General features: G+C 71.9%; 14 protein-coding genes, 1 tRNA gene and 2 pseudogenes. 5 read left to right on the top strand and 12 right to left on the bottom strand.

The window, feature by feature from the left end; translation table 11 throughout:
- Window positions 1–78 precede the first annotated feature (78 nt).
- Complete coding sequence (locus tag ACWD0J_RS27810) at window positions 79–633, top strand: SDR family oxidoreductase (protein WP_451498582.1); 555 nt, start codon at window positions 79–81, stop codon at window positions 631–633.
- 162 nt (window positions 634–795) lie between these two features.
- On the top strand, window positions 796–2,040 hold the full coding sequence (locus tag ACWD0J_RS27805) for an MFS transporter (protein ID WP_451498581.1): 1,245 nt from the start codon (window positions 796–798) through the stop codon (window positions 2,038–2,040).
- Here ACWD0J_RS27805 and ACWD0J_RS27800 read toward each other — a convergent pair.
- A pseudogene (locus tag ACWD0J_RS27800) lies at window positions 1,988–2,314 on the bottom strand (hypothetical protein). The gene ACWD0J_RS27805 and the pseudogene ACWD0J_RS27800 sit on opposite strands and share 53 nt — an antisense overlap.
- A 36-nt stretch (window positions 2,315–2,350) precedes the next feature.
- Between ACWD0J_RS27800 and ACWD0J_RS27795 the strand changes: the two are divergent.
- From ACWD0J_RS27795 to ACWD0J_RS27785, 3 genes and pseudogenes are all read left to right on the top strand, one after another.
- Complete coding sequence (locus ACWD0J_RS27795; protein ID WP_451498580.1) at window positions 2,351–2,629, top strand: hypothetical protein; 279 nt, start codon at window positions 2,351–2,353, stop codon at window positions 2,627–2,629.
- Window positions 2,626–3,018 (top strand): type II toxin-antitoxin system VapC family toxin, encoded by a 393-nt coding sequence (locus ACWD0J_RS27790; protein ID WP_451498579.1) that lies wholly within the window; start codon window positions 2,626–2,628, stop codon window positions 3,016–3,018. The genes ACWD0J_RS27795 and ACWD0J_RS27790 overlap by 4 nt, the downstream gene beginning before the upstream one ends.
- 91 nt (window positions 3,019–3,109) lie before the next feature.
- Window positions 3,110–3,417 (top strand): annotated as a pseudogene (locus tag ACWD0J_RS27785) (tyrosine-type recombinase/integrase); the annotation flags it as partial.
- A 47-nt stretch (window positions 3,418–3,464) separates the two neighbouring features.
- Here ACWD0J_RS27785 and ACWD0J_RS27780 read toward each other — a convergent pair.
- The 11 genes from ACWD0J_RS27780 to ACWD0J_RS27730 form a co-directional block, all read right to left on the bottom strand.
- Window positions 3,465–3,538 (bottom strand) — tRNA-Thr (locus ACWD0J_RS27780).
- 117 nt (window positions 3,539–3,655) lie between these two features.
- Window positions 3,656–5,317, bottom strand: coding sequence for an alpha/beta hydrolase (locus ACWD0J_RS27775; protein ID WP_451498578.1), 1,662 nt, complete (start codon window positions 5,315–5,317; stop codon window positions 3,656–3,658).
- Window positions 5,318–5,501: 184 nt separating this feature from the next.
- A complete protein-coding gene (locus ACWD0J_RS27770; protein ID WP_451498577.1) occupies window positions 5,502–6,707 on the bottom strand; it encodes a DNA polymerase III subunit delta' in 1,206 nt (401 codons plus the stop codon).
- A gap of 359 nt (window positions 6,708–7,066) precedes the next feature.
- On the bottom strand, window positions 7,067–10,444 hold the full coding sequence (tmk, locus tag ACWD0J_RS27765; RefSeq protein WP_451498576.1) for a dTMP kinase: 3,378 nt from the start codon (window positions 10,442–10,444) through the stop codon (window positions 7,067–7,069).
- Window positions 10,445–10,600: 156 nt separating this feature from the next.
- A complete protein-coding gene (topA, locus tag ACWD0J_RS27760) occupies window positions 10,601–13,435 on the bottom strand; it encodes a type I DNA topoisomerase (RefSeq protein ID WP_451498575.1) in 2,835 nt (944 codons plus the stop codon).
- A gap of 248 nt (window positions 13,436–13,683) precedes the next feature.
- Window positions 13,684–13,881, bottom strand: a complete 198-nt coding sequence (locus tag ACWD0J_RS27755; protein ID WP_451498574.1) for a hypothetical protein — start codon at window positions 13,879–13,881, stop codon at window positions 13,684–13,686.
- A 140-nt stretch (window positions 13,882–14,021) separates the two neighbouring features.
- The gene (locus ACWD0J_RS27750; protein WP_451498573.1) at window positions 14,022–16,655 is read right to left on the bottom strand and encodes a protein kinase domain-containing protein; all 2,634 of its coding nucleotides are present in this window, start codon (window positions 16,653–16,655) and stop codon (window positions 14,022–14,024) included.
- 256 nt (window positions 16,656–16,911) lie between these two features.
- A complete protein-coding gene (locus ACWD0J_RS27745) occupies window positions 16,912–18,441 on the bottom strand; it encodes a DUF7059 domain-containing protein (protein ID WP_451498572.1) in 1,530 nt (509 codons plus the stop codon).
- Window positions 18,442–18,478: 37 nt separating this feature from the next.
- Window positions 18,479–19,084, bottom strand: a complete 606-nt coding sequence (locus ACWD0J_RS27740) for a small secreted protein (RefSeq protein ID WP_451498571.1) — start codon at window positions 19,082–19,084, stop codon at window positions 18,479–18,481.
- 196 nt (window positions 19,085–19,280) lie between these two features.
- The gene (locus ACWD0J_RS27735) at window positions 19,281–21,686 is read right to left on the bottom strand and encodes a sodium-translocating pyrophosphatase (protein ID WP_451498570.1); all 2,406 of its coding nucleotides are present in this window, start codon (window positions 21,684–21,686) and stop codon (window positions 19,281–19,283) included.
- Between the two features lie 261 nt (window positions 21,687–21,947).
- A complete protein-coding gene (locus tag ACWD0J_RS27730; protein WP_451498569.1) occupies window positions 21,948–22,382 on the bottom strand; it encodes an ATP-binding protein in 435 nt (144 codons plus the stop codon).
- Window positions 22,383–22,421 lie beyond the last annotated feature (39 nt).

The following is a 22,421-nucleotide window of genomic DNA, read 5'->3' as shown; positions in this document are numbered from 1 at the left end:
CCCTCACGCACAGTCGTTCCCGCCGGGTGGCACCGCGGGCCCGGCGAGAACGGCACACGCGGGGAGGGAGCGTGACGCATGACCAAGCACGCGGGCACCAGGGCCGTGGTCGTCGGTGAGGCGAGCGACAAAGGCCTGGCCATCGCCACGCGCCTCGTGGAAGGCGGTGCGGAGGTCCTGCCGGCCGCCCGTACCCCGCGGGAGCGCGTCCATAGGGGCGGCGAGCTGGGCTCCGCCGCCCGTGTCGTCGCACCGGCCGCGCTGGAGGGCTGCCTCGGGCCCGGTGACGACGTCGATCTCCTCTTCGCCGGCGCCGTGTCCACCGCACGGCCGCTGCTGCCGGAGCCTGAAGGACGGCGGCGCGGTCGTCCTCACCGCCCCCGCCCGTCCCCGGCGCCCGTGCACGCGCACGCGCTCGCGCTCGCCACAGAGCTCGTCTCCCACGGTGTCCGCGTCAACGCGGTGGCCCCGGGCTGCATCGAGGGGCCGGGCGGCGACGCCGTACCCCTGCCGCCGCCGGGCCGTCTCGGCGCCGCCGAGGAGATGGCCCGTGCCGCGCTCTTCCTGGCAACCGACGCGACCTTCACGACGGGCGCCCGACTCCCCGTCGACGGCGGCCGCGGTCAGCCGTGACCCGACGGCCGCCACGGAACCCTACGGCCGGCCGCGATCCGACCCCACGTGGCACCGGAAACACGCGACCGGCGCCCGGCACCACATCTCGCGCCCGGCCCGGACACCGCATCCCGTCCGGCCGGAGGACAACACGTCCCCAGAAGACCCGGAGCACACCACATGAGCACCCCACCCGGCACCGCGGCCGGTTCCGCCTCAGGGACCGGCGCCGTATCAGGCTCGAACAGCGAGGGCGAGGAGCAGCGGAGGCTTCCGCTCCTCGCCCTCCTCGCCCTGGCCACCGCCGTCTTCATCACCAGTCTCACCGAGACCCTCCCCGCCGGTCTGCTGCCCGCGATGAGCGGCGACCTTCGCGTGAGCCAGTCCGCGACCGGACAGACCGTCACCGTCTACGCGATCGGCACCGCCCTGACCGCGATCCCGCTGACAGCGGCCACCGCGGGCTGGCGGCGCCGGCGCCTGCTGCTGACCGCCATGAGCGGCTTCGCCCTCGCCAACACCGTCACAGCCGTGTCGTCCCACTACGGGCTCACGATGGTGGCGCGCTTCGTCGCGGGCGTGGCGGCCGGTCTGGCCTGGGCGCTGCTCGCCGGTTACGCGCGGCGCATGGCACCCGTCCACCTCCAGGGCAGGGCTGTCGCCATCGCCATGGCGGGCATTCCCCTCGCACTCTCGCTCGGCGTGCCCGCAGGAACCTTCCTCGGCGAGGTCACCGACTGGCGCGTGGCCTTCCTCGCCATGACCGCGCTCACCGTGGTGCTCCTCCTGTGGATCGTCGCGACCGTGCCGGACTACCCGGGGCAGGAGCGCGGCGAGCAGCCGAAGATGCTGCACGCCCTGCGCGTCCCGGGCGTGACCCCGGTCCTGTCCGTCACGCTCCTCTTCGTCCTGGCGCACACCATCCTGTACGCCTACATCGCCACCTTCCTCGACGACCTGGGCCTGAGTGACAACACCGACTTGGTGCTCCTCGTCTTCGGCGCCGCCTCACTGGCGAGCATCTGGATCGTCGGCGCCCAGATCCACCACCGGCTGCGCGGCCTCACCGTCGCCGGCGCGCTGCTGGTCGCCGTGGCCTCCGCCCTCCTGGCCGTCCTCGCCGATCACACCGCCCTCGTCTACACCGCCGCCGTCCTCTGGGGCCTGGGGTGGGGCGGCGTGCCCACCCTTCTGCAGACCGCCGCCGGCGACGCGGCCGGTGACCACGCCGACGCGGCCCAGGCGATGCTCGTCACGCTCTGGAACGTCGCCATGGCCGTCGGCGGCATCCTCGGCGGCGTCCTGCTCGACCTGATCGGCAGCGACTCCTTCCCCTGGACCGTCCTGCTGCTCCTGCTACCGGTACTCGCGGTCATCCTCCACGCACGGGACCACGGCTTCCCCGCCAGACGACCGACGGCATAAGACGCCGACCCGGCCTTCGGAATCCCCGCGTACGGGCTTCCGAAGGCCATCCGCGATGACGGAGCAGCTTGAGCAAGTCTGCGGTGACGACCCAGTAGGCGTTGCCCAGGCGCAGGACCGTGCACGGATACCGGCCGCGCTTGGCAAAGTCGTACCCGTGGTGCGGCTCAGGGACAGCGCACGGTTCGCCGTCTTCAGGTTCCACGGCCGCAGGCAATGCGAGCAACTCCTCGCGCGTCAGCCTCCGGGGCAAGTCACAGCGCCGCAGAATCACTCCATCCAATAACAAGAGTTTTGTTAAAGTAGCTCCATGGCCACGTCTCCCCACCCCGCTCCCGGCGAAGGCCCCGTCCGCCCGGTCTCCGTATCACTCCACGAAGGCACCATCGCGGCTCTCAAAGCACGTACCGGCAGGCGCGGCATGTCCGCCTATGTCGAAGCCCTCATCCAGCGCCAGCTGGAGCGCGACCGCCTGCGCGAACTCATCGAGGACGCGGAAGCCGAACACGGCCCCGTCGACCAGGCCGCGGTCGAGGCCAAGCGAGCCGTCCTGCGTGGTGACACCGCGGGCTCGACGGACGCCGCGTGAGCGGCACCCTCGTCCTGGACTGCGTAGGCCTGTCCAAGCTCGTACGACGCACACCCGAACTCACCGAGTGGCTCGCCGCCGCCGAGGCCGAGGACATCCGCGTCATCACCAGCTCGGTCACCCTCGTCGAAGCCCGCGACCCCAAGACCAACCAGGCCCGATTCGACTACGCCGTCTCCCGCGTCAACATCGTCCCGCCCACCGAAGCCATCGCCCGCCACGCGAGCAAACTGCTCGCCGCCGCTGGCCTGCACGGCCACAAGTACGCCATCGACGCCATCGTGGCCGCCACCGCACTCGCCTCACCCGCTCCCGTGACCGTCCTGACGTCAGACCCTGAAGACCTCCGCATGCTGTGCGGCCCCGACATCCGCGCGATCAAAATCTGAACCGCACCGAACCTTCGCCCAAAAGATCTTCCCCGAGCACGGAGGGTGCCGACAGGCCGTTCCAGGGGAACCGGACCGGCAAGGAGTCGATGAGCTGTTCGCCGAGGCCGGGATCGACGACCGCCGCCTGTACGACGGGAGCCGCCACACGGCCGGCACGATCCTGAACGAGCTGGCGTCGACATGCCCACGATCATGGAGATCCTGCGGCACACACAGATCAGGCAGACGAGGCGGTACGTGAAGGGCAGATCACACCTGTCGAAGGAGGCGATGCGGCGCATGGGCGAGTTTTTCGTGTCTGCTCCCCCGGCGCCCGATCGGGGCCCCAGTGAGACCAAAACTGAGACCGTCGACAGCCGCGCGGCCCGCGCTCAGCGCCGCCGCCGTATCCGGTAAAAGCAAAAGCCCCAGGTCACGGCGAGTGAGTCCTGAGGCTTCGGCAGAGCCGCCTTCGGGATTCGAACCCGAGACCTACGCATTACGAGTGCGTTGCTCTGGCCATCTGAGCTAAGGCGGCGCGCTGTCGACACCATGGTGCGATCAGCAACGCCGGTAAGTCTACACAGTTTCCGAGGGTGCTCCGAACCAGCCCCGGCGCGGGAACACCGGGGCCGCGATCAGCCCGTTCGCGCGGCTATGAGCAGCGTTTTCCGTCCGTCGGAGGGGTGCCGCGGAGCAGGTACGCGTTGATCGTGGAGTCGATGCAGGCGCTGCCCCGGCCGTAGGCGGTGTGGCCGTCGCCCTCGTAGGTGAGCAGGCGGGCGGAGGAGAGCTGGGCGGCCAGGGCGCGGGCCCAGCGGTACGGTGTCGCCGGGTCGCGGGTGGTGCCGACCACGACGATCGGGGCGGCGCCCTTCGCCTCGATGCGGTGCGGCTCGCCGGTGGCCGCGACCGGCCAGTACGCGCAGTTCAGGGAGGCCCAGGCGAGGCCCTCGCCGAAGACGGGGGACGCCTTCTCGAACGCGGGCACGGCCTTGCGCACCTCGTCGGGGGTGTCGAAGGCCGCCGGGAGGTCGAGGCAGTTCACGGCGGCGTTGGCGAACATCAGGTTCGCGTAGCTGCCGCCGGCCTCACGCTCGTAGTAGCCGTCGGACAGCACCAGCAGGCCGGCACCGTCGCTCTCCTTCATGGCCGAGGTCAGTGCCTCGCGCAGCTGCGCCCACGCGCCCTCGTCGTACATCGCCGCGATCACGCCGGTGGTCGCGAGGGACTCGCCGAGTCTGCGGCCGTCCGCGTCGCCCGCGGGGATCGGCCGGGCGTCCAGCTTCTCGAAGAAGGCCTTGAGGTTCCGGCCGACCTCGGTGGTCGTCGTGCCCTTCCTGCCCAGCGGGCAGTCCGGCTGCTGCACGCAGTCCTTCGCGAACGACTGGAACGCCGTCTCGAACCCCGCCGTCTGGTCGAGGTTCATCCGGCGCGCGGACAGCGAGGGGTCCATCGCGCCGTCCAGGACCAGCCGGCCCGCCCGGTTCGGGAAGAGCCCCGCGTACGTCGCCCCGAGGAACGTCCCGTACGACGCCCCCACGTAGTTCAGCTTCCCGTCGCCCAGCGCCGCCCGCACGATGTCCATGTCCCGGGCCGCCTCCACCGTGGACACGTGCCGCAGCAGTTCCGGTGAGCGGGCGCCGCAGCCCTCGGCGAACTGCTGGTACGCGTCGACGAGGTCGTCGGTCTCCCGCTGGTCGTCGGGCGTGATGTCCGTCTGCGTGTACGTGTCCATCTGCCGCCCGCTGAGACACTCCACGGGCTCGCTGCGGGCGACGCCGCGCGGATCGACCGCCACCATGTCGTAGCGGGCGCGGACCTCCGCCGGGTAGCCGATCCCGGCGTACGCCTGGAGGTAGCCGATCGCCGAGCCGCCCGGTCCGCCCGGGTTCACGAGGAGGGAGCCGAGGCGCTTACCCGGGCCCGTGGCCTTCTTGCGGGCGACAGCCAGCCGGACGTCACCGTCGCCCGGCTTCGCGTAGTCGAGCGGCGCCTTCAGCGTGACGCACTCGAAGCCGGCGACTCCGCAGGAGCGCCAGTTCGGCTTCTGCGCGTAGTACGGCGCCAGGGCGGCCGGCGTGGCCTGCGGCAGTGCGGCGAGCGCCGCGTCCGCCGCCGTGCCGGCGGTCGTGGTCGCGCTCCCCGAGGAGCAGGCGGAGACCAGCAGCGCGGCGGAGACGAGGAGAACACCGCCGGTACGGGCTCTGCGGAGACGCGGACCGGGAGTGGGGCGGCTGTGCGTGCGGGGGCTCGGGCCGGGCACGTCGGTCCGGTCCGCTGTCGTGCTCGGGCGGGAGCTGCGCCTGTTGTACATCAGCCGAGCGTAACTCTGCGCTGCGGCCCGAACGCCCTCCGTGCATGCCATGCCTCGGACGAGTGACAGGGTCAACCCGCGCCAGGTGAAGGCGGCACCCGCTCCGAGGGACGTGGTCGACCCGCTCCGGGGGACGTGGCCGACCCGCTCAGAGGAACATGGCCGGCCGCTCACGGAGCCGTGATCAGCCCGCTCTCAGAGCCATCGTCATCGCCTCCACCGCCAGCAGCGGAGCCACATTGCGGTCGAGGGCCTCGCGGCACGCGGTGATCGCCTCGATGCGGCGGAGCGTGGACTCCGGCGATCCGGCGCGGGCGAGCCGCTCCAGGACGTCCTCGACATCGCTGTTCGCGATCGCCACCCGGGAGCCGAGCTGGAGGGCGAGGACATCGCGGTAGAACGCGGTGAGGTCGGTCAGCGCGAGGTCGAGGCTGTCGCGCTGCGTGCGGGTCTTGCGGCGCTTCTGCCGGTCCTCCAGCTCCTTCATGACCCCCGCCGTCCCTCGTGGCATCCGGCCGCCCGGGGAGGCGCCCATCGCCATCTTGAGTTCCTCGGTCTCCTTGCCGTCCATGTCCTCGGCGAGCTGCTTGGCGTCCTCGGCCGCCGCGTCGACGAGTTCTTGGGCGGCTCTGAGACAGCCGCCGATGTCGTCGACTCGGAGCGGCAGCTTGAGGACGGCGGCCCGGCGCTGGCGCGCGGCCGGGTCGGTGGCGAGGCGGCGGGCCCGGTCCACATGCCCCTGGGTGGCGCGTGCGGCGGCCATGGCGGCGGCCGGCTCGACGCCCTCGCGGCGTACGAGCATGTCCGCGACGGCCTCGACGGAGGGCGTGCTCAGGTTCAGGTGGCGGCAGCGGGAGCGGATGGTCGGCAGGACGTCCTCGATGGAGGGGGCGCACAGCAGCCACACCGTGCGGGGGGCGGGCTCCTCCACGGCCTTGAGGACGGCGTTGGCCGACTTCTCGTTCAGCCGCTCGGCGTCCTCGACGAGGATGACCTGCCAGCGGCCGTTGGCCGGCGAGGTGAACGACTTGCGGACGGTGTCCCGCATGTCGTCGACGAGGATCTGCGACCCGACGGCGGCGACGGTGGACACGTCGGCGTGGGTGCCGATCAGTGCCGTATGGCAGCCGTCGCAGAAGCCGCAGCCGGGGGATCCGCCGAGGGCCCGGTCGGGGCTGACGCACTGCAGCGCGGCCGCGAACGCCCGCGCCGCCTGGTTCCGCCCCGCTCCGGGCGGCCCCGTGAACAGCCAGGCGTGCGTCATCTTCGACGCCTCGGGCTGCGGTGTGCCGGCAGAGACCGCGGTGACGAGGGCATCGGCGTCCCGGGCAGCGGCGGCAAGCTGCTCGCTCACCCTCTCCTGGCCGACCAGGTCGTCCCAGACGGTCATGCGTCACCCGCCCTTTCGTCATGTTTCGCCGTGCGAGATCCATTGTGCGGGGTGGCACTGACAACCGGGGCGGGGCGGGCAGAGCCGGGGTCCCTGCGCGGCGGTGGCGCCCGGCACGTACGGAGCTGCCGCGGTCCGGGTTTGGCCGAGCCGCACGGGCGGCGCGGTCGGCAGCCGAGCAGCGTGGCACCGCGCCGGGGGGGGAGGCCGAGACCCGCGAACCGCGGGCGGGCCCGCCGGGGCGCCGGCGTGACGTCGGCGACGAGGCGCACAGCCGGACGACGGTCACCCTGCGGCAACCCCCGCTCCGGCCCCCGCCCCCGCCCAGTGGGCGTCGGCCAGGGGGCCGCGCACCCGCGTCAGCCCCGCCGCCCCCGGCCGCGCCGCCCGCGTCCCTCGTCGGGATTCTCGTCGTCACGCTCCAGCGGCCCGAGCAGTTCGTCGGCCAACGTGGGCAGATCGTCCAGCGGCGTCTCCTCCGCCCAGTCCGACCGGGCCCGCCGCCGCGGCGTCCCGTCCTCGTCGAGCTGGGGCAGCTCACGCGTACGGTCGTCGCCACCGCCCGGCCGGACCCCGGTCTCCTCCTCCCGGAAGAACCCCGGCGGAACCCGGTCCGAGGGAGCCTCATCCCGAACGGGAGGCAGTACGGCCGTCTCGTCCGCGGCACCCGGCGGCGCGACCGGAGGCAGCACGGCGGTCTCGTCCGCCGCACCCGGCACCACCGGAGGGAGCACGGCCGTCTCGTCCGCCGCGCCCGGCGGAACCGGCGGCTGCGGCAACTCGGCCGTCACCTCGGAGTCGGGCCCACCGGAACCGGATCCAGAGCCAGCCCTACCGGACCCTGACCCCGATGCGGACGCGGACGCGGACGCGGACCCGGACCCCCGTGCACCCGCGCCCTTCTCGTCACCGACCCGAGGCAGCACCGCCGTCTCGTCCACCGGCCCGCCGGACGCGTTCGTCGGCGTCACCACCGGCGTAGGCACGGTCATCGCGTCCTGCCCCGCACCGGAAGCCGTCGGCCGCCCGGGCTGCCTCGACTGCCCCGACCGTCCCGCCGGCCCAGAGGCACCCGCCCCCGAGCCTGCCCCCGCCGTCGGCGGCTCCGTCGGCCTGGGCCCTGCCTCCGCCACGGCCGCCGCCTGCTCGGCCAGTCGCCGCGCCTCCTCGGCCCGCAGCAGCGCCTCCTCGGCCTTGCGCTGCTTCTCCAGGCGCCGCGCCTCGGCCTCGGCACGCAGCCGGGCCTCTTCCTCGGCCTGCTTGCGGCGCCGCTCCTCGTCGGCCTTGCGGCGGGCCTCTTCCTCGGCCCGCGCCTTCTCCTCGGCGAGCAGCCGCTGTCGTTCCTCCTCGGCGCGGCGGCGCGCTTCCTCGGCCCGCAGTCGGGCCTCCTCCGCCTGCCGTTCGGCCTCACGCCGCTGCGCCTCCTCCAGCTCGCGGCGCTTGCGCTCCTCCTCCTCGGCGCGCAGCCGCTCCAGCTGCTCCTGGCGCTCGCGCTCCAGGCGCTCCTCCTCGGCCTTGCGGGCGGCCTCTTCCTCGGCCTTCCTGCGCGCTTCCTCCTCGGCCCTGCGGCGCGCCTCCTCCTGAGCCCGGATCTCCGCCTCGGACAGCGGCAGCATCTGGTCGAGCCGGTGCCGGACGACGGTCGTGACGGCCTCGGGCTCCTGGCCCGCGTCCACCACCAGGTAGCGGCCGGGATCGGCGGCGGCCAGCGCCAGGAAACCGGAGCGCACGCGCGCGTGGAACTCGGCCGGCTCCGACTCCAGCCGGTCCGGCGCCTCGGTGAACCGCTCGCGCGCGATCTCCGGCGAGACGTCCAGCAGCACGGTCAGATGCGGTACGAGTCCGTCGGTCGCCCAGCGGTTGATGCGGGCGATCTCGGTCGGGGACAGGTCACGGCCCGCCCCCTGGTACGCCACCGAGGAGTCGATGTAGCGGTCGGAGACCACGACCGCGCCGCGTTCCAGCGCGGGCCGCACGACCGTGTCCACGTGCTCCGCGCGGTCCGCCGCGTACAGCAGCGCTTCCGCGCGGTGCGAGAGCCCGGCGCTCGACACGTCCAGCAGGATCGACCGCAGCCGCTTGCCGACCGGCGTGGCCCCCGGCTCGCGCGTGACGACCACCTCGTGGCCCTTGGCCCGGATCCACTCGGCGAGCGCCTCGGCCTGGGTGGACTTCCCGGCCCCGTCGCCGCCCTCCAGGGCGATGAAGAAGCCCGAGGACGCGGGCACCGTCACCGGGTCGTCGCCGCCGAGCAGCGCGTCCCGCAGGTCGTGCCGCAGGGGCACCCCGGAGCGGTCGTCGACCTTGGCGAGCACCAGCGCGGCCACCGGCAGCAGCAGCGCGCCGACCAGTATCAGGGTGAAGGCCGCGCCGCCGTGCGCGAACACGAACTTGCCGTTCTCCAGGCGGTGCGGGCCGATCGCCGCCGCCACCAGGGGCGCGATCACCGCGCCGAGCGCCACGCACACCCGGACCACCGCGTGCAGGTGCTCGGTCGTGCGGGCCCGCCGGTACTCCTCGGTCTCCTGATCCAGCAGGGTGTGGCCGGTGTTGGCGGCCACGCCCGCGCCGGCGCCCGCCAGCACGACGATCAGCAGCACGCTGGTGACGTCCGGGACGAGTCCGGCGGCCAGCAGCGCGACACCGGTGAAGGCGATCGCCAGCGCCAGCAGCCGGCGCCGGGACAGCGTCGGCAGGAGGGAGGGTGCCGTACGGATGCCGACGACCACTCCGCCGGTCAGCGCGCCCACCAGCAGGCCGTACAGCACCGGCCCGCCGCCCAGGTCCTTGGCATGCAGTACGGAGACGGCCACGGCGGCCGCGACCGCTCCCGCGACGGCCGCGCAGGCCGGCACCAGCAACGGGATCGCGCCGGTACGGCCCTTGTCGACACCCGTGCCCGTCTTGGGGCGGCGCAGCCCTTCCAGCGGCGAACGCGCGCGCGGGGTGCGGGTGCCGGGCAGCTCCAGGAACGCCAGCACCGACAGGGACGCGGCGAACAGCCCGGCGGCGACGTACGAGGCGAGGGCGGCCTGGTGCTGGGCGAACCAGTCGATGCCCGACCCCAGCAGGTTGTTCAGCAGACCCGCGACGACGAGCGCGACGGCCGCGAGCGGGATCGCCACGAAGCTCGTACGCAGCGACAGGCTGCGCAGGGCGCCCAGGTGGTCCGGCAGCGGCCGTACCGTCGCGCCCTCCGGCGGCGGGGCGGGCAGCAGCGCGGGCGCCGCGCTCTCGCGGCACACCGTCCAGAAGCGCTCGGCGACTCCGGTCACGAAGGCGGTGACCAGGAGGACGGCCAGTGCGTCGTCGGGTGTCCAGTCGATCCACAGGGGCGCCACGATGAGCACCGCGGCCCGCAGCCCGTCCGCGCCGACCATGGTCCAGCGCCGGTCGAGCGGGCCCTCCTGGGAGGTCAGCGACGTGAGCGGGCCGAGGAGCACGGCTCCGAAGAGCAGCGTCGCGAGGATGCGCACCCCGAAAACGGTCGCCACTGCGAACGCCACGCCTCGGTAACCGCCGCCGAACGAACCCTCGACGATCGCCGCCTGCAGGGCGAGGAGGACCAGCACCACAAGCGCGAGGGTGTCGCCTACAGCGCCCACGAGTTGTGCGCTCCACAGCCGTTTCAGCTGCGGCCGACGCAGCAGTGCGCGGACGGCGCGCTCGCGGGAGTCCGCGAGCAGGGCGTCGTCGGGGGCCGGGTGAGGGGCCGTTGGCTGCTCCGCTGGGGTCATGCTTTCAGCCTATCGGGACGCACCGACAGCCTGGAGGGCCCGTCCGAACGTGTGCACGCCCCGACACCAAAGTGATGCCGGGGCGTTGGTTTCGCGAAGCCGCGGTGCGGAATCCGCGAGGAAGAACAAATCCCTTGCCGCTCGGCCGCCGCGGGCTCAGTCCTCGGACGCCGTCTTCGAAGCCGTCGCCTTCTTGGCGGTGGTCTTCTTCGCCGTCGTCTTCGCGGTCGTCTTCTTTGCGGCCGTCGTCGTCTTCTTCGCGGCGGTCTTCTTGGTGGTCGTCGCCTTCTTGGCCGGAGCCTTCTTGGCGGGCGCCTTCTTCGCCGTCTTCTTGGCGGGCGTCTTCGCCCGCTTCTCGGCGAGGAGTTCGAAGCCGCGCTCCGGGGTGATCTCCTCGACGCTGTCGCCGGAGCGCAGGGTCGCGTTGGTCTCCCCGTCGGTGACGTACGGCCCGAAGCGGCCGTCCTTCACCACGACCGGCTTTCCGCTGACCGGGTCCTCGCCCAGTTCCTTCAGCGGCGGCTTGGCGGCCGCCCGGCCACGCTGCTTGGGCTGGGCGTAGATCGCCTGCGCCTCTTCGAGGGTGATCGTGAAGAGCTGGTCCTCGGTCTGCAGCGACCGCGAGTCCGTGCCCTTCTTCAGGTAGGGGCCGTAGCGGCCGTTCTGCGCGGTGATCTCCACGCCGTCCGCGTCCGTGCCGACGACACGCGGCAGCGACATCAGCCTGAGCGCGTCCTCCAGTGTCACGGTGTCGAGCGACATGGACTTGAACAGCGAGGCCGTACGCGGCTTGACGGCGTTCTTGCCGGTCTTCGGGGTGCCCTCGGGGAGCACCTCGGTGACGTACGGGCCGTAGCGGCCGTCCCTGGCGATGATCTGGTGGCCCGACGCGGGGTCGGCGCCGAGTTCGAAGTCGCCGCTCGGCTTGGCGAGCAGTTCCTCCGCGTACTCGACGGACAGCTCGTCCGGGGCCAGATCCTCCGGCACATCGGCGCGCTGGTGGTTCTCGGAGTCCTTCTCGCCACGCTCGACGTACGGGCCGTAGCGCCCGACCCGCAGCATGATGCCGTCGCCCACCGGGAACGAGGACACCTCACGCGCGTCGATCGCGCCCAGGTCGGTCACCAGTTCCTTGAGGCCACCGAGGTGGTCCCCGTCGCCGTTGCCGGCCTCCGCCGCGCCGCCGTTGCCCGTGCCCTCGCCGAAGTAGAAGCGCCTCAGCCACGGTACGGCCCGCGCCTCACCGCGGGCGATGCGGTCGAGGTCGTCCTCCATCCTGGCGGTGAAGTCGTAGTCGACGAGCCGCCCGAAGTGCTTCTCCAGGAGGTTGACCACGGCGAAGGACAGGAAGGACGGCACCAGGGCCGTGCCCTTCTTGAACACGTAACCGCGGTCGAGGATCGTGCCGATGATCGACGCGTACGTCGACGGGCGGCCGATCTCGCGCTCTTCGAGCTCCTTGACCAGGCTGGCCTCGGTGTAGCGGGCCGGGGGCTTGGTGGCGTGCCCGTCGACCGTGATCTCCTCGGCCCTGAGCGCGTCGCCCTCGCTCACCTGGGGCAGCCGGCGTTCCCGGTCGTCCAGTTCGGCGTTGGGGTCGTCGGCGCCCTCGACGTAGGCCTTGAGGAAGCCGTGGAAGGTGATCGTCTTGCCGGAGGCGCTGAACTCGACGTCCCGGCCGTCGGCCGCCGTGCCGCCGATCTTCACCGTGACGGAGTTGCCGGTCGCGTCCTTCATCTGGGAGGCGACGGTCCGCTTCCAGATCAGCTCGTAGAGCCTGAACTGGTCGCCGGTCAGTCCGGTCTCGGCCGGGGTGCGGAAACGATCACCCGAGGGGCGGATCGCCTCGTGCGCCTCCTGCGCGTTCTTGACCTTCCCGGCGTACGTCCGCGGCTGGGCCGGGAGGTAGTCGGCGCCGTACAGCTGGGTGACCTGGGCGCGGGCGGCCTTGATCGCCGTGTCCGACAGCGTCGTGGAGTCCGTACGCATGTAGGTGATGAAGCCGTTCTCGTACAGCTTCTGCGCCACCTGCATGGTCGCCTTCGCGCCGAAGCCGAGCTTGCGCGAGGCCTCCTGCTGGAGCGTCGTCGTACGGAACGGGGCGTACGGCGAGCGGCGGTACGGCTTCGACTCGACGGACCGGACGGCGAACCGGGTGTCCTCCAGAGCGGCGGCCAGGGCCCGGGCGTTCGCCTCGTCGAGGTGGAGGGTGTTCGCGCTCTTGATCTGTCCCAGGGAGTCGAAGTCGCGGCCCTGCGCGACCCGCCTGCCGTCGATGGTCTGGAGGCGGGCGACCAGCGACGACGGGTCCGACGCGTCCCCCGCGCGGCCGGTCGCGAAGGTGCCCGTCAGGTCCCAGTACTCAGCAGAACGAAACGCGATGCGCTCGCGTTCCCGCTCCACCACGAGCCGGGTGGCGACGGACTGGACACGGCCGGCCGACAGGCGCGGCATGACCTTCTTCCACAGGACCGGCGAGACCTCGTAGCCGTAGAGGCGGTCGAGGATGCGGCGGGTCTCCTGGGCGTCGACCAGCTTCTGGTTCAGCTCGCGCGGGTTGGCGACGGCGGCCTGGATCGCAGCCTTGGTGATCTCGTGGAAGACCATCCGCTTGACCGGGACCTTGGGCTTCAGCACCTCCTGGAGGTGCCAGGCGATCGCCTCGCCCTCCCGGTCCTCATCGGTGGCGAGGTAGAGCTCGTCGGAGTCCTTCAGGAGGTCCTTGAGCTTCTTGACCTGCGCCTTCTTGTCGGCGTTGACGACATAGATGGGCTGGAAGTCGTGCTCGACGTCCACGCCGAGGCGGCGGACCTCGCCGGTGTACTTCTCGGGCACCTCCGCGGCGCCGTTGGGGAGGTCGCGGATGTGCCCGACGCTCGCTTCGACGACGTAGCCGGGGCCGAGATAGCCCTTGATCGTCTTCGCCTTGGCAGGCGACTCGACGATGACGAGTCGGCGGCCGCCCTGTGCGGTCTCGCTGGTCGGGGACAACTTCGCTCTTCTCTCCGGTCGGCGCTTGGGGTCTCTCCCCAGGCCTTGTTCCCGGGGTCGGGTCATGCTGACGCTGCGGAGTGTGACGGTACATCCCGCCCCCGTGTCAAACGGGAAAAGCCCGCAACGGCCACTCGAACGGTAACCCGACTACCGCCATTCCTGCCGCCCGGCGTACCCACCAGCCTTTTCGGGACCATCCGGAGCGTGATCCCCCTATTACCGGCCCCGACGCCGGTCAGGGGTGCTCAGACGCGGGTGAGACACCATGTCCCGACGGCGAGCGCGAGCAACGCGACGACGCTGGCGACGGTCGCCGATGCGACGGGGCTCACACCGTGGGCGACCGGCTCCCGGTGCCGCACCCGGGCCACGGTCCACATCAGCAGCCCGCTCCCGAACAGGGCGAACACCACTCCCGCGAAGATCGCCGGTCCGCTGTCCATGGCTCCCCGCGCCCCCTCTTCCCACTCGGCGTGTGTCCAGCCCGTGGAGGCTGACACGCGCCGGCGGCGCACAGGCGAACCCCGGGTGAACGCGGAGCCGACGCGGCCGCGGACTCCCCGTTCCGCTGTCCCGCCCGGCCTCAGACCGCGCCGGGCACGGGTATCTTTCCGGTCGTCTTCGCGTTGTCGGCCCGGCTCACCGTGCACACCACCTTGGTGAAGCCCTGCTTCCAGTCGTCGTCGTCGGCAACCCAGCCGTAGACGGTGCGCTCCCGACCCGGCGCCCAGGTCGGCTCGAACCTGTTGCCGCACAGCTTGGTCGCGTTGTCGGTGCCCTTCTTGTAGCTCATGCCGGCGGGCGCCTGGACGGACCCTATGACCTGCTCGGTATGGAGTTCGGCACAGTCGGTGAGCGGGGCCTGGTAGCCGTCGTCCAGTTCCTCGTAGGTCCAGCAGTCGCCGACGCTCATCTGTCCCACCCACAGATCCGTCCCGGCGTCGCGGAAGCGGCCCACCTCACCGCCTATCGCGGCATGCCGGCCGAGTACGAGACACGCCGTACCGCCGCCGGCCTCGGTGAAGCCCTCCGGTGTCGGCACGACGGCGTAGCCGGCCGCGTCAGGCAGCGCGTCGACGATCGCCTTGCTCTGGTTCGCGCAGCGTTGCGCCCCCTGGGCGCGGGCGTCGGCGTGATCGGTGGCCGTGTGGACCGCCACGACCTGCCCGTCCGGCCAGTCGTCCGCGCAGTCCACCACGCCCAGGTTCGGCTCCGACGCGAACGGCGTCCCCGACCAGACCGCCTGCACGCAGTCACCGGTCTCCAGGGCCGTGCCGAGACCCACGACATCGCCGTACGGCAGCACGGGACCCGCCGGGGACTGCTGGGACGGGCTCGGTGAGGACGAGGACTTCGTCGCCGCGTTGTTCTTCCCGCCACCGTCGTCGTCCCCGGTCAGCGAGACAGCCGCCCACGTGCCTCCGGCGATCACGAGAACGGCGGCCACGATCAGGGCGACGAACGCGGGGCGCTTCCTGGCAGCCGAGGGCGGCGGAGGCGGAGGCGCGCCTGCCGGCGACCGGCCGGAACCGTAAGGCCCGCCCGGACCGCCGTAACCGACGGTCGGACCGCCCGGGTACGGCCGCACACCGGCACCGCCCGCGTACGGCGGCGGGGTGCCGCTGTTCCCGTACGGCGGCGGCGCGCTCCCGTACGGGGACGGTGCACCGCCGTTGGCGTACGGGGAACCGGAACCCTGCGGGTACGGGTTGGCCGCGTCCGGGTTGGCCGCGTCCGGGTTGGTCGCGTACGGGTTGGCCGCGTCCGGCGGTCGCGGAGCGGGCTGCTGCCACGGGTCGTACGGCGATGGTCCCGATGCCCCGCCCGGCGTGGACGGGCCGCCGGATCCGGGTGCCTGACCGAAGCCGCCCCCAGGCGTGGCTGTCCCTCCCGCGCCGGCCCCGGCGGGGCCGGCCGGTCCGGCCGACGGAGTGCGCGGCGTCTGCGGTGTGTCCGGCGTCGGAGGCGCGCCCGGGGTCTGCGGTGTGTCGGACGCGGGGTCACCGCCCCGGCCGCCGGGCGGACTGCCACCGTGCGGCGCACTCACGACATGACCGGGCGTCGACGCGTCCACCACCGGCCCCTCGGGCGACTCCGCACCACCTCCCGGCCCCACAACCCCACCAGGCGCCCGCCCCGCCCCGACCGGCTCGCGCCCAGACCCATCGTGCACCGGCCCGAAGCCCCTGGGCGTCCCCCCGAACCCCGCCTGCCCGGCCCCCGATCCAGGGTCAGGACCCGGGACCGGGGCCTGACCCGCCCGGTCCGTCCTCACCACGGCCCCCGCACCAGCGGCGCCCGCCGCGCCCCACACGGCCGGCACCCCCGAGCCCGCGCCCGCGTCCGCCGCACCTCGTGCGACCCGCTCCAGCCCTCGCGCCACCGCCTCTGGCGCGAACCGGCGCATCGGGTCCTTGACCAGCAAGCCCAGGAGGACCGGGGTCAGTTCGCCCGCGCGGGCCGGAGGTGTCGGATCCTCGCTGAGCAGGGCCGTGAGGGTCGCGTAGTCGCCGTGCCGGTCGAAGGGACCGCGGCTCTCGACGGCGGTGTACAGCGTGGCGCCGAGCGAGAACAGGTCGGCGGCCGGAGTGGGCGGCTCACCGCGCGCCCGCTCGGGGGCGAGGTAGCCGGGCGTGCCGAGGATGCCGGCGGTGGCGGTCAGCCGGGGTTCGGCGGACTCGGGCTGGAGCGCGATGCCGTAGTCGGTGAGCAGCACGCGCGCGTACGGGTCGCCCGAAGAGTCCGGGGCCAGAAGGATGTTGGCCGGTTTCACATCCCTGTGGAGGATGCCGATGCGATGCCCGGCGGTGAGCGCGTCCAGCACGGCGAGGCCGATCCGGGCCACCTGCGCGGGTGCGAGCGACCCCGTCCGCCGGACGGCCGCCTGGAGGTCGACCGCGTCCGGGACGTACTCCATGACGATCCAGGGCAGCCCTTCGTGCACCACCACGTCGTGCACCGTCGCCACGTGCGGATGTCCGCGCAACCGCGCCGCGTGGCGGGCCTCGCTGCGGGCGCGCGCGATGCGCTGCACGGGCTCGCCGAGGTCCATCGGCACGTCCGCGAGCGCGATCTCCTTCATCGCGACCTCGCAGGCCAAGTCCTCGTCGTACGCGAGCCACACGCGGCCCATACCGCCCGCGCCGAGTGCCCGCGAGAGCCGGTACCGGCCGTTGATGATCCTGCCTTCGCCCTGATCCGGCGTCTCCCCCGCCATCACGCCTCCCCCGAGACAGCGCGCCTCCCCCGAGAACGCGCGGAGTTCGTCCCTTGAAGGTAGCTTCGCACGCACCACTGACAGGAGCCCTTTTCCGGGGCAATCCCGCCAGATCAGGCACAGGAGCCCCAAAGGGACGCTGGAGCCTCAGCAGTGACGTCCCGTCGTGCGGATCACCGGACAGACCACCGAACGGATCACCGGCCGGATCACCGGAGAACCGCGGGACGGATCGCCGGATGACACACCGGACGCATCACGCCGGTTCGAGGAACCCCTGCTCCACCAGCAGCCGGATCTGCGCGGGAGTGCGGTCGCGCAGCGACACCGGGTCCTCGCCGACCAGTTGGGCGATGGCGTCCAGGATGCGGCCCGCGCTCAGCGAGCCGTCGCACACGCCGGCGAACCCGGCGCCGACCGTGTCCACCTTGGTGGCCCGGCGCATCCCGCGGTTCTGCCGCAGCACGACATGCTCGGGGTCCTCCGCCCCCGGAAGCCCGACCTGCTCCTGCACGATCTCGGGCGCGAGCTTGAAGTGCGCCGCGAGCAGGGCCGCGTCGTCGTGCGCCCGCAGGTAGTCGAGGCGCTCGAAGTGCGCCCGTACGGCGTCACCGAGCGGCTGTTCGACCGGGTGCGGCCACTCCTCCACGGTCACCGAGGGCACCGCGGCCCCCGTCTTGCGCAGGGTGATCCAGCCGAAGCCCACGGCCTTCACCTTGCGCGCCTCGAACTCGTCCAGCCACGCGTCGTACCGCGTCTGGTAGTCGGCCGGGTCACCCCGGTGGTCGCCGGCGTCCCTGAGCCACAGCTCGGCGTACTGCGTGACGTCCTGCACCTCGCGCTGCACGATCCACGCGTCACACCCGCGCGGCACCCACGACCTGAGCCTGTCCTGCCAGTCCTCCCCCTCCACGTGCTGCCAGTTGGCGAGGAACTGCGCGAACCCGCCCTCGTTCAGCCGATCCCCCGCCCCTTGAACGAGCGAGCGGCACAGATCGTCCCCGCCCAGCCCGCCGTCGCGGTACGTCAGCCGCGCGTCCGGCGAGATGACGAAGGGCGGGTTGGACACGATCAGGTCGAAGGTCTCGTCGTCCCGGACCGGCTCGAACAGCGAGCCCTCGCGCAGGTCGGCGGCCGGGGCGCCGGACAGCGCCAGGGTGAGCGCGGTGATGTGCAGGGCGCGCGGGTTGAGGTCGGTCGCCGTCACGCGGGTGGCGTGCTGCACGGCGTGCAGCGCCTGGATCCCGGAGCCGGTGCCGAGGTCGAGGGCGGCGGGGACGGGCGTACGGACGGTGATGCCCGCGAGGGTCGTGGACGCGCCGCCCACCCCGAGGACGACGGCTGTGTCCGCCTGACGGCCTCGGCCGCCGATGCCACCCGCGCCGCCGACCGCGCACCCCAGGTCGGACACGATGAACCAGTCCTCGCCGCCGGGCCCGCCGTACGGCCGGACGTCCACGGTCGCGGCGAGGTCGCCCTCGGCGTCCGTGCCGACCCGGACCAGCCACCCGCTCTCCAGACACGCGGCGACAGGCAGCACGTCCGCCACGCGCGCGTGCGGCACGGGCTGCTGCAACAGGAACAGCCGTACGAGTGTCTCCAGCGGCGTGTCGCCGCGTGTCGCCCGGAGCGCGGGCACGGTTTCGCTCCGGGCGAGCGCCGCGTACGCGGGGGCACTGAGCAGTTCGAGCAGCCCGTCGGCGGTGAAGGAGGCCCCGAGCAGGGCGTCCCGCAGCCGGGCGGTGAGGTCGGGACGGTCGGACGCGGGCAGGCTGGAGGTACTCACGCCCCCATTGTGACCGCGCGCCGCCGTACGGGGCGACTCAGCTGTCGGTGGCCGCCGCCGAGGCGGACGCCTGCTTGCAGCCCGCCTGCGCGGTCAGCGCCTGCTTGGTGTCGCCCTTCTCCAGGTTCTTCAGCGCGGTGAGCGCGCTGTTGCGCTGGTTCTCCATCTCCTTCATCTCGGCGGAGACCGTCTTCAGCCCGGACGCGAACTTCGCCTGGTCCTTCGTGTCGAGCTCGTCCACCTGCTTCTTCAGGTCGGCGTACGCCGTGGAGAGCGCGGTGAGCTTCTTGACGGCGTCCTGCTGCTTCTGCGCCCCGCCGTCGACACCGGGAGGCGCCCCGGCCTTGTCGATGACGGTCGCGCGCGCCTTGTAGCCGTCGGCCAGGTCCTGGAAGGCCTGGGAGTCGGTCTTCTGCAGTTCCTCGGGTGTGCTGGTGGTGTCCTTGGCCGCCTTGGTGATCGCGGCGTAGGCCGCCGTGATCTTCGAGTTCTGCGCCGGTACGGGGTCGCAGACCTGCTTGGCCCAGGCGTTGAGCTCCTTGTTGTCCTCTTCGCTGCTGCATCCCGTCAGCGCCAGTACCAGTACCGCACCGCCGGACAGTGCGGCCGTGAGCTTCTTGTTCACCGGATTGGTCCCTTCCATGGCTCTCGGCCCCGGAACATACACGCCATGTGGGCGACAGCTGTGTGACCAATGGGCGCTTCATCTCATCTTGTAACCATTTGCACCAAGCGAGAGAAGGCTCACGATGAAGGCGCGAACGCGACAAGGCGGGCGGTCGGCGCGACACCGCGCGCCTCCCGCCCGCCCCGGTGAGCTGGGCTCCGTCAGGTTTCCGCTACGAAACCACCGCCGGATCAGCCGACTTGGGCGTGTCTTCGGCGTTGTCTTCGTCACCCATGGCGATCCCGCGCCGCTTGGAGACGTAGACCGCGCCCGCGATCACCACGAACGCCAGGGCCGCGACGGCGATCCGTACGCCGAGGTTCTCGTCCTCGCCGTAGCTGAACTTGATGACCGCCGGCGCGATGAGCAGCGCCACCAGGTTCATCACCTTCAGCAGGGGGTTGATCGCCGGTCCGGCGGTGTCCTTGAAGGGGTCGCCGACCGTGTCGCCGATCACCGTGGCGGCGTGGGCCTCGCTGCCCTTGCCGCCGTGGTGGCCGTCCTCGACGAGTTTCTTGGCGTTGTCCCAGGCGCCGCCGGAGTTGGCGAGGAACACCGCCATCAGCGTGCCCGCGCCGATCGCACCGGCCAGGAACGAGCCGAGGGCGCCGACTCCGAGCGTGAACCCGATGAAGACGGGCGCGAGAACGGCGAGCAGCCCGGGCGTGGCGAGTTCGCGCAGGGCGTCCCTGGTGCAGATGTCGACGACCTTGCCGTACTCCGGTTTCTCGCTGTAGTCCATGATCCCGGGGTGCTCGCGGAACTGCCGCCGCACCTCGTAGACCACGGAACCCGCCGACCGCGACACCGCGTTGATCGCCAGTCCCGAGAAGAGGAAGACGACCGCCGCGCCCGCGATCAGCCCGACGAGGTTGTTGGGCTGCGAGATGTCCATCATCAGGCTCATCGGCGCGCCCTCGCCGGACAGTTTCTCGCCGACGTCCTGCGCTCCGGTGGTGATGGCGTCACGGTACGACCCGAAGAGCGCCGATGCCGCGAGGACGGCGGTGGCGATGGCGATGCCCTTGGTGATGGCCTTGGTGGTGTTGCCGACCGCGTCCAGGTCGGTGAGCACCTGGGCGCCCGCGCCCTCCACGTCACCGGACATCTCGGCGATGCCCTGCGCGTTGTCGGAGACGGGCCCGAAGGTGTCCATCGCGACGATCACGCCGACCGTGGTGAGCAGGCCGGTGCCGGCCAGCGCCACCGCGAACAGCGCCAGCATGATGGACGTGCCGCCGAGCAGGAAGGCCCCGTAGACACCGAGGCCGATCAACAGGGCGGTGTAGACGGCCGATTCGAGCCCGACCGAGATGCCGGCGAGCACGACGGTGGCCGGGCCGGTCAGCGAGGACTTGCCGATGTCCCGTACCGGACGGCGGGTCGTCTCGGTGAAGTAGCCGGTCAGCTGCTGGATCACGGCGGCGAGCACGATGCCGATCGCGACCGCGACGAGGGCGAGGATCCGCGGATCGCCGCCCCTGCCCGTGATCGCCGTGTCGGTGACACCGTCGAGGTCGGCGTACTTTCCGGGCAGGTAGACGAAGACGGCCACCGCCACCAGCACCAGCGAGATCACCGCGGAGATGAAGAACCCGCGGTTGATCGCGGACATGCCGCTGCGGTCGGAGCGGCGCGGGGCCACCGCGAAGATGCCGATCATCGCGGTGAGCACGCCGATCGCGGGGACGAGCAGCGGGAAGGCGAGCCCCGCGTCACCGAAGGCCGCCTTGCCGAGGATCAGCGCGGCGACCAGCGTCACGGCGTACGACTCGAACAGGTCGGCCGCCATGCCCGCGCAGTCGCCGACGTTGTCGCCCACGTTGTCGGCGATGGTCGCGGCGTTGCGCGGATCGTCCTCCGGGATGCCCTTCTCGACCTTGCCGACCAGGTCGGCGCCGACGTCGGCGGCCTTCGTGAAGATACCGCCGCCGACTCGCATGAACATCGCGATGAGCGCCGCGCCGAGGCCGAAGCCTTCGAGGACCTTCGGCGCGTCGGCCGCGTACACCAGCACCACGCACGAGGCGCCCAGCAGACCGAGCCCCACCGTGAACATGCCGACGACGCCGCCCGTACGAAAAGCGATCTTCATGGCTTTGTGCGAGACGGCGGTGAGATCCTTTTCCGGTTCACCCGCCGCCGGGGTCGCCTCGCGCGCGGCGGCCGCGACCCGCACATTGCTCCGTACGGCGAGCCACATGCCGATATAGCCGGTGGCCGCCGAGAACGCCGCGCCGATCAAGAAGAACACCGATCGGCCGATGCGCTGATTCCAGTCGTCCGCGGGCAGCAGCATGAGCAGGAAGAACACCACGACGGCGAATACGCCGAGCGTGCGCAGCTGGCGGGCCAGATAGGCGTTCGCGCCTTCCTGGATCGCTTTCGCGATCTCCTTCATGCTGTCGGTTCCCTCGCCCGCCGCTAGTACCTGGCGTACCAGGATGCCTGCCACCACGAGGGCGGCCAGGGCCACGACGCCGATGACGGACACCAGGACCCGGTTGCCGTCGGTCAGTACCGCTGCCGCGAGGGTTGTGGAGTGATCAAGCTGACCTGGGGAAGAAAGCCCCGTCATTCGTCCTCCTTGACGCTGGGGCTGAGCTCAAGATGTGGACGGATTCTAGAGATCTGTTCCTGATCAAAACAGTACGTGGCAAACGGAATCTTCCACACCCCGGTAACACGCCGAAAGCATTTTCAGCCGATCCAATGATCGGAATTGATCGTGAATCACTTCACGAATTCGGAATGCTCTTGGAAAAACACCGAGGGCCCTGCTCAGCAGGGCCCTCGGAAGATTCGGGTGCGTCAGTGACGTCGGCTGACGTCTGTGGCGTCAGGGAAGCACCGCGATGGGTGGTGCGGTCGGCCAGGTCATGCGGATCGATCCGCCGTGTTCCCCGGCGGTGACCTCCACGTCGTCGACGAGGCCGCTGATGACCGCGAGGCCCATCTCGTCCTCCTCGGCCTCGGCATCGAAGTCGCCGGCGGAACCGGGTGCCCGGTCGCCGGGAGCGTGACGCGGCGCCTCGTCGCCGACCTCGATGGAGAACTGCTTCTCCTCCTCGACCAGGACGACCTTCACCGGCGCCGTGATGCCGACGTTCTGGTGCAGTCCCACGGCCCGGGAACAGGCCTCGCCGACAGCGAGTCTGACCTCGTCGAGAACGGCCTCGTCCACTCCGGCCCTGCGCGCCACCGCTGCCGCCACCAGTCGGGCGGTCCTGACGTGCTCGGGCAGCGCGCTGAAGCGGAGTTCAACGGTGGCCATGCATCCCCCTCGGAACTACGGGCGTGCGGTGGGGGACCG

This window comes from Streptomyces sp. NPDC003011 (genome assembly GCF_053591515.1).
The sequence above is the reverse complement of the archived record's forward strand: the minus strand, read 5'-3'. Positions and strand labels throughout refer to the sequence as shown.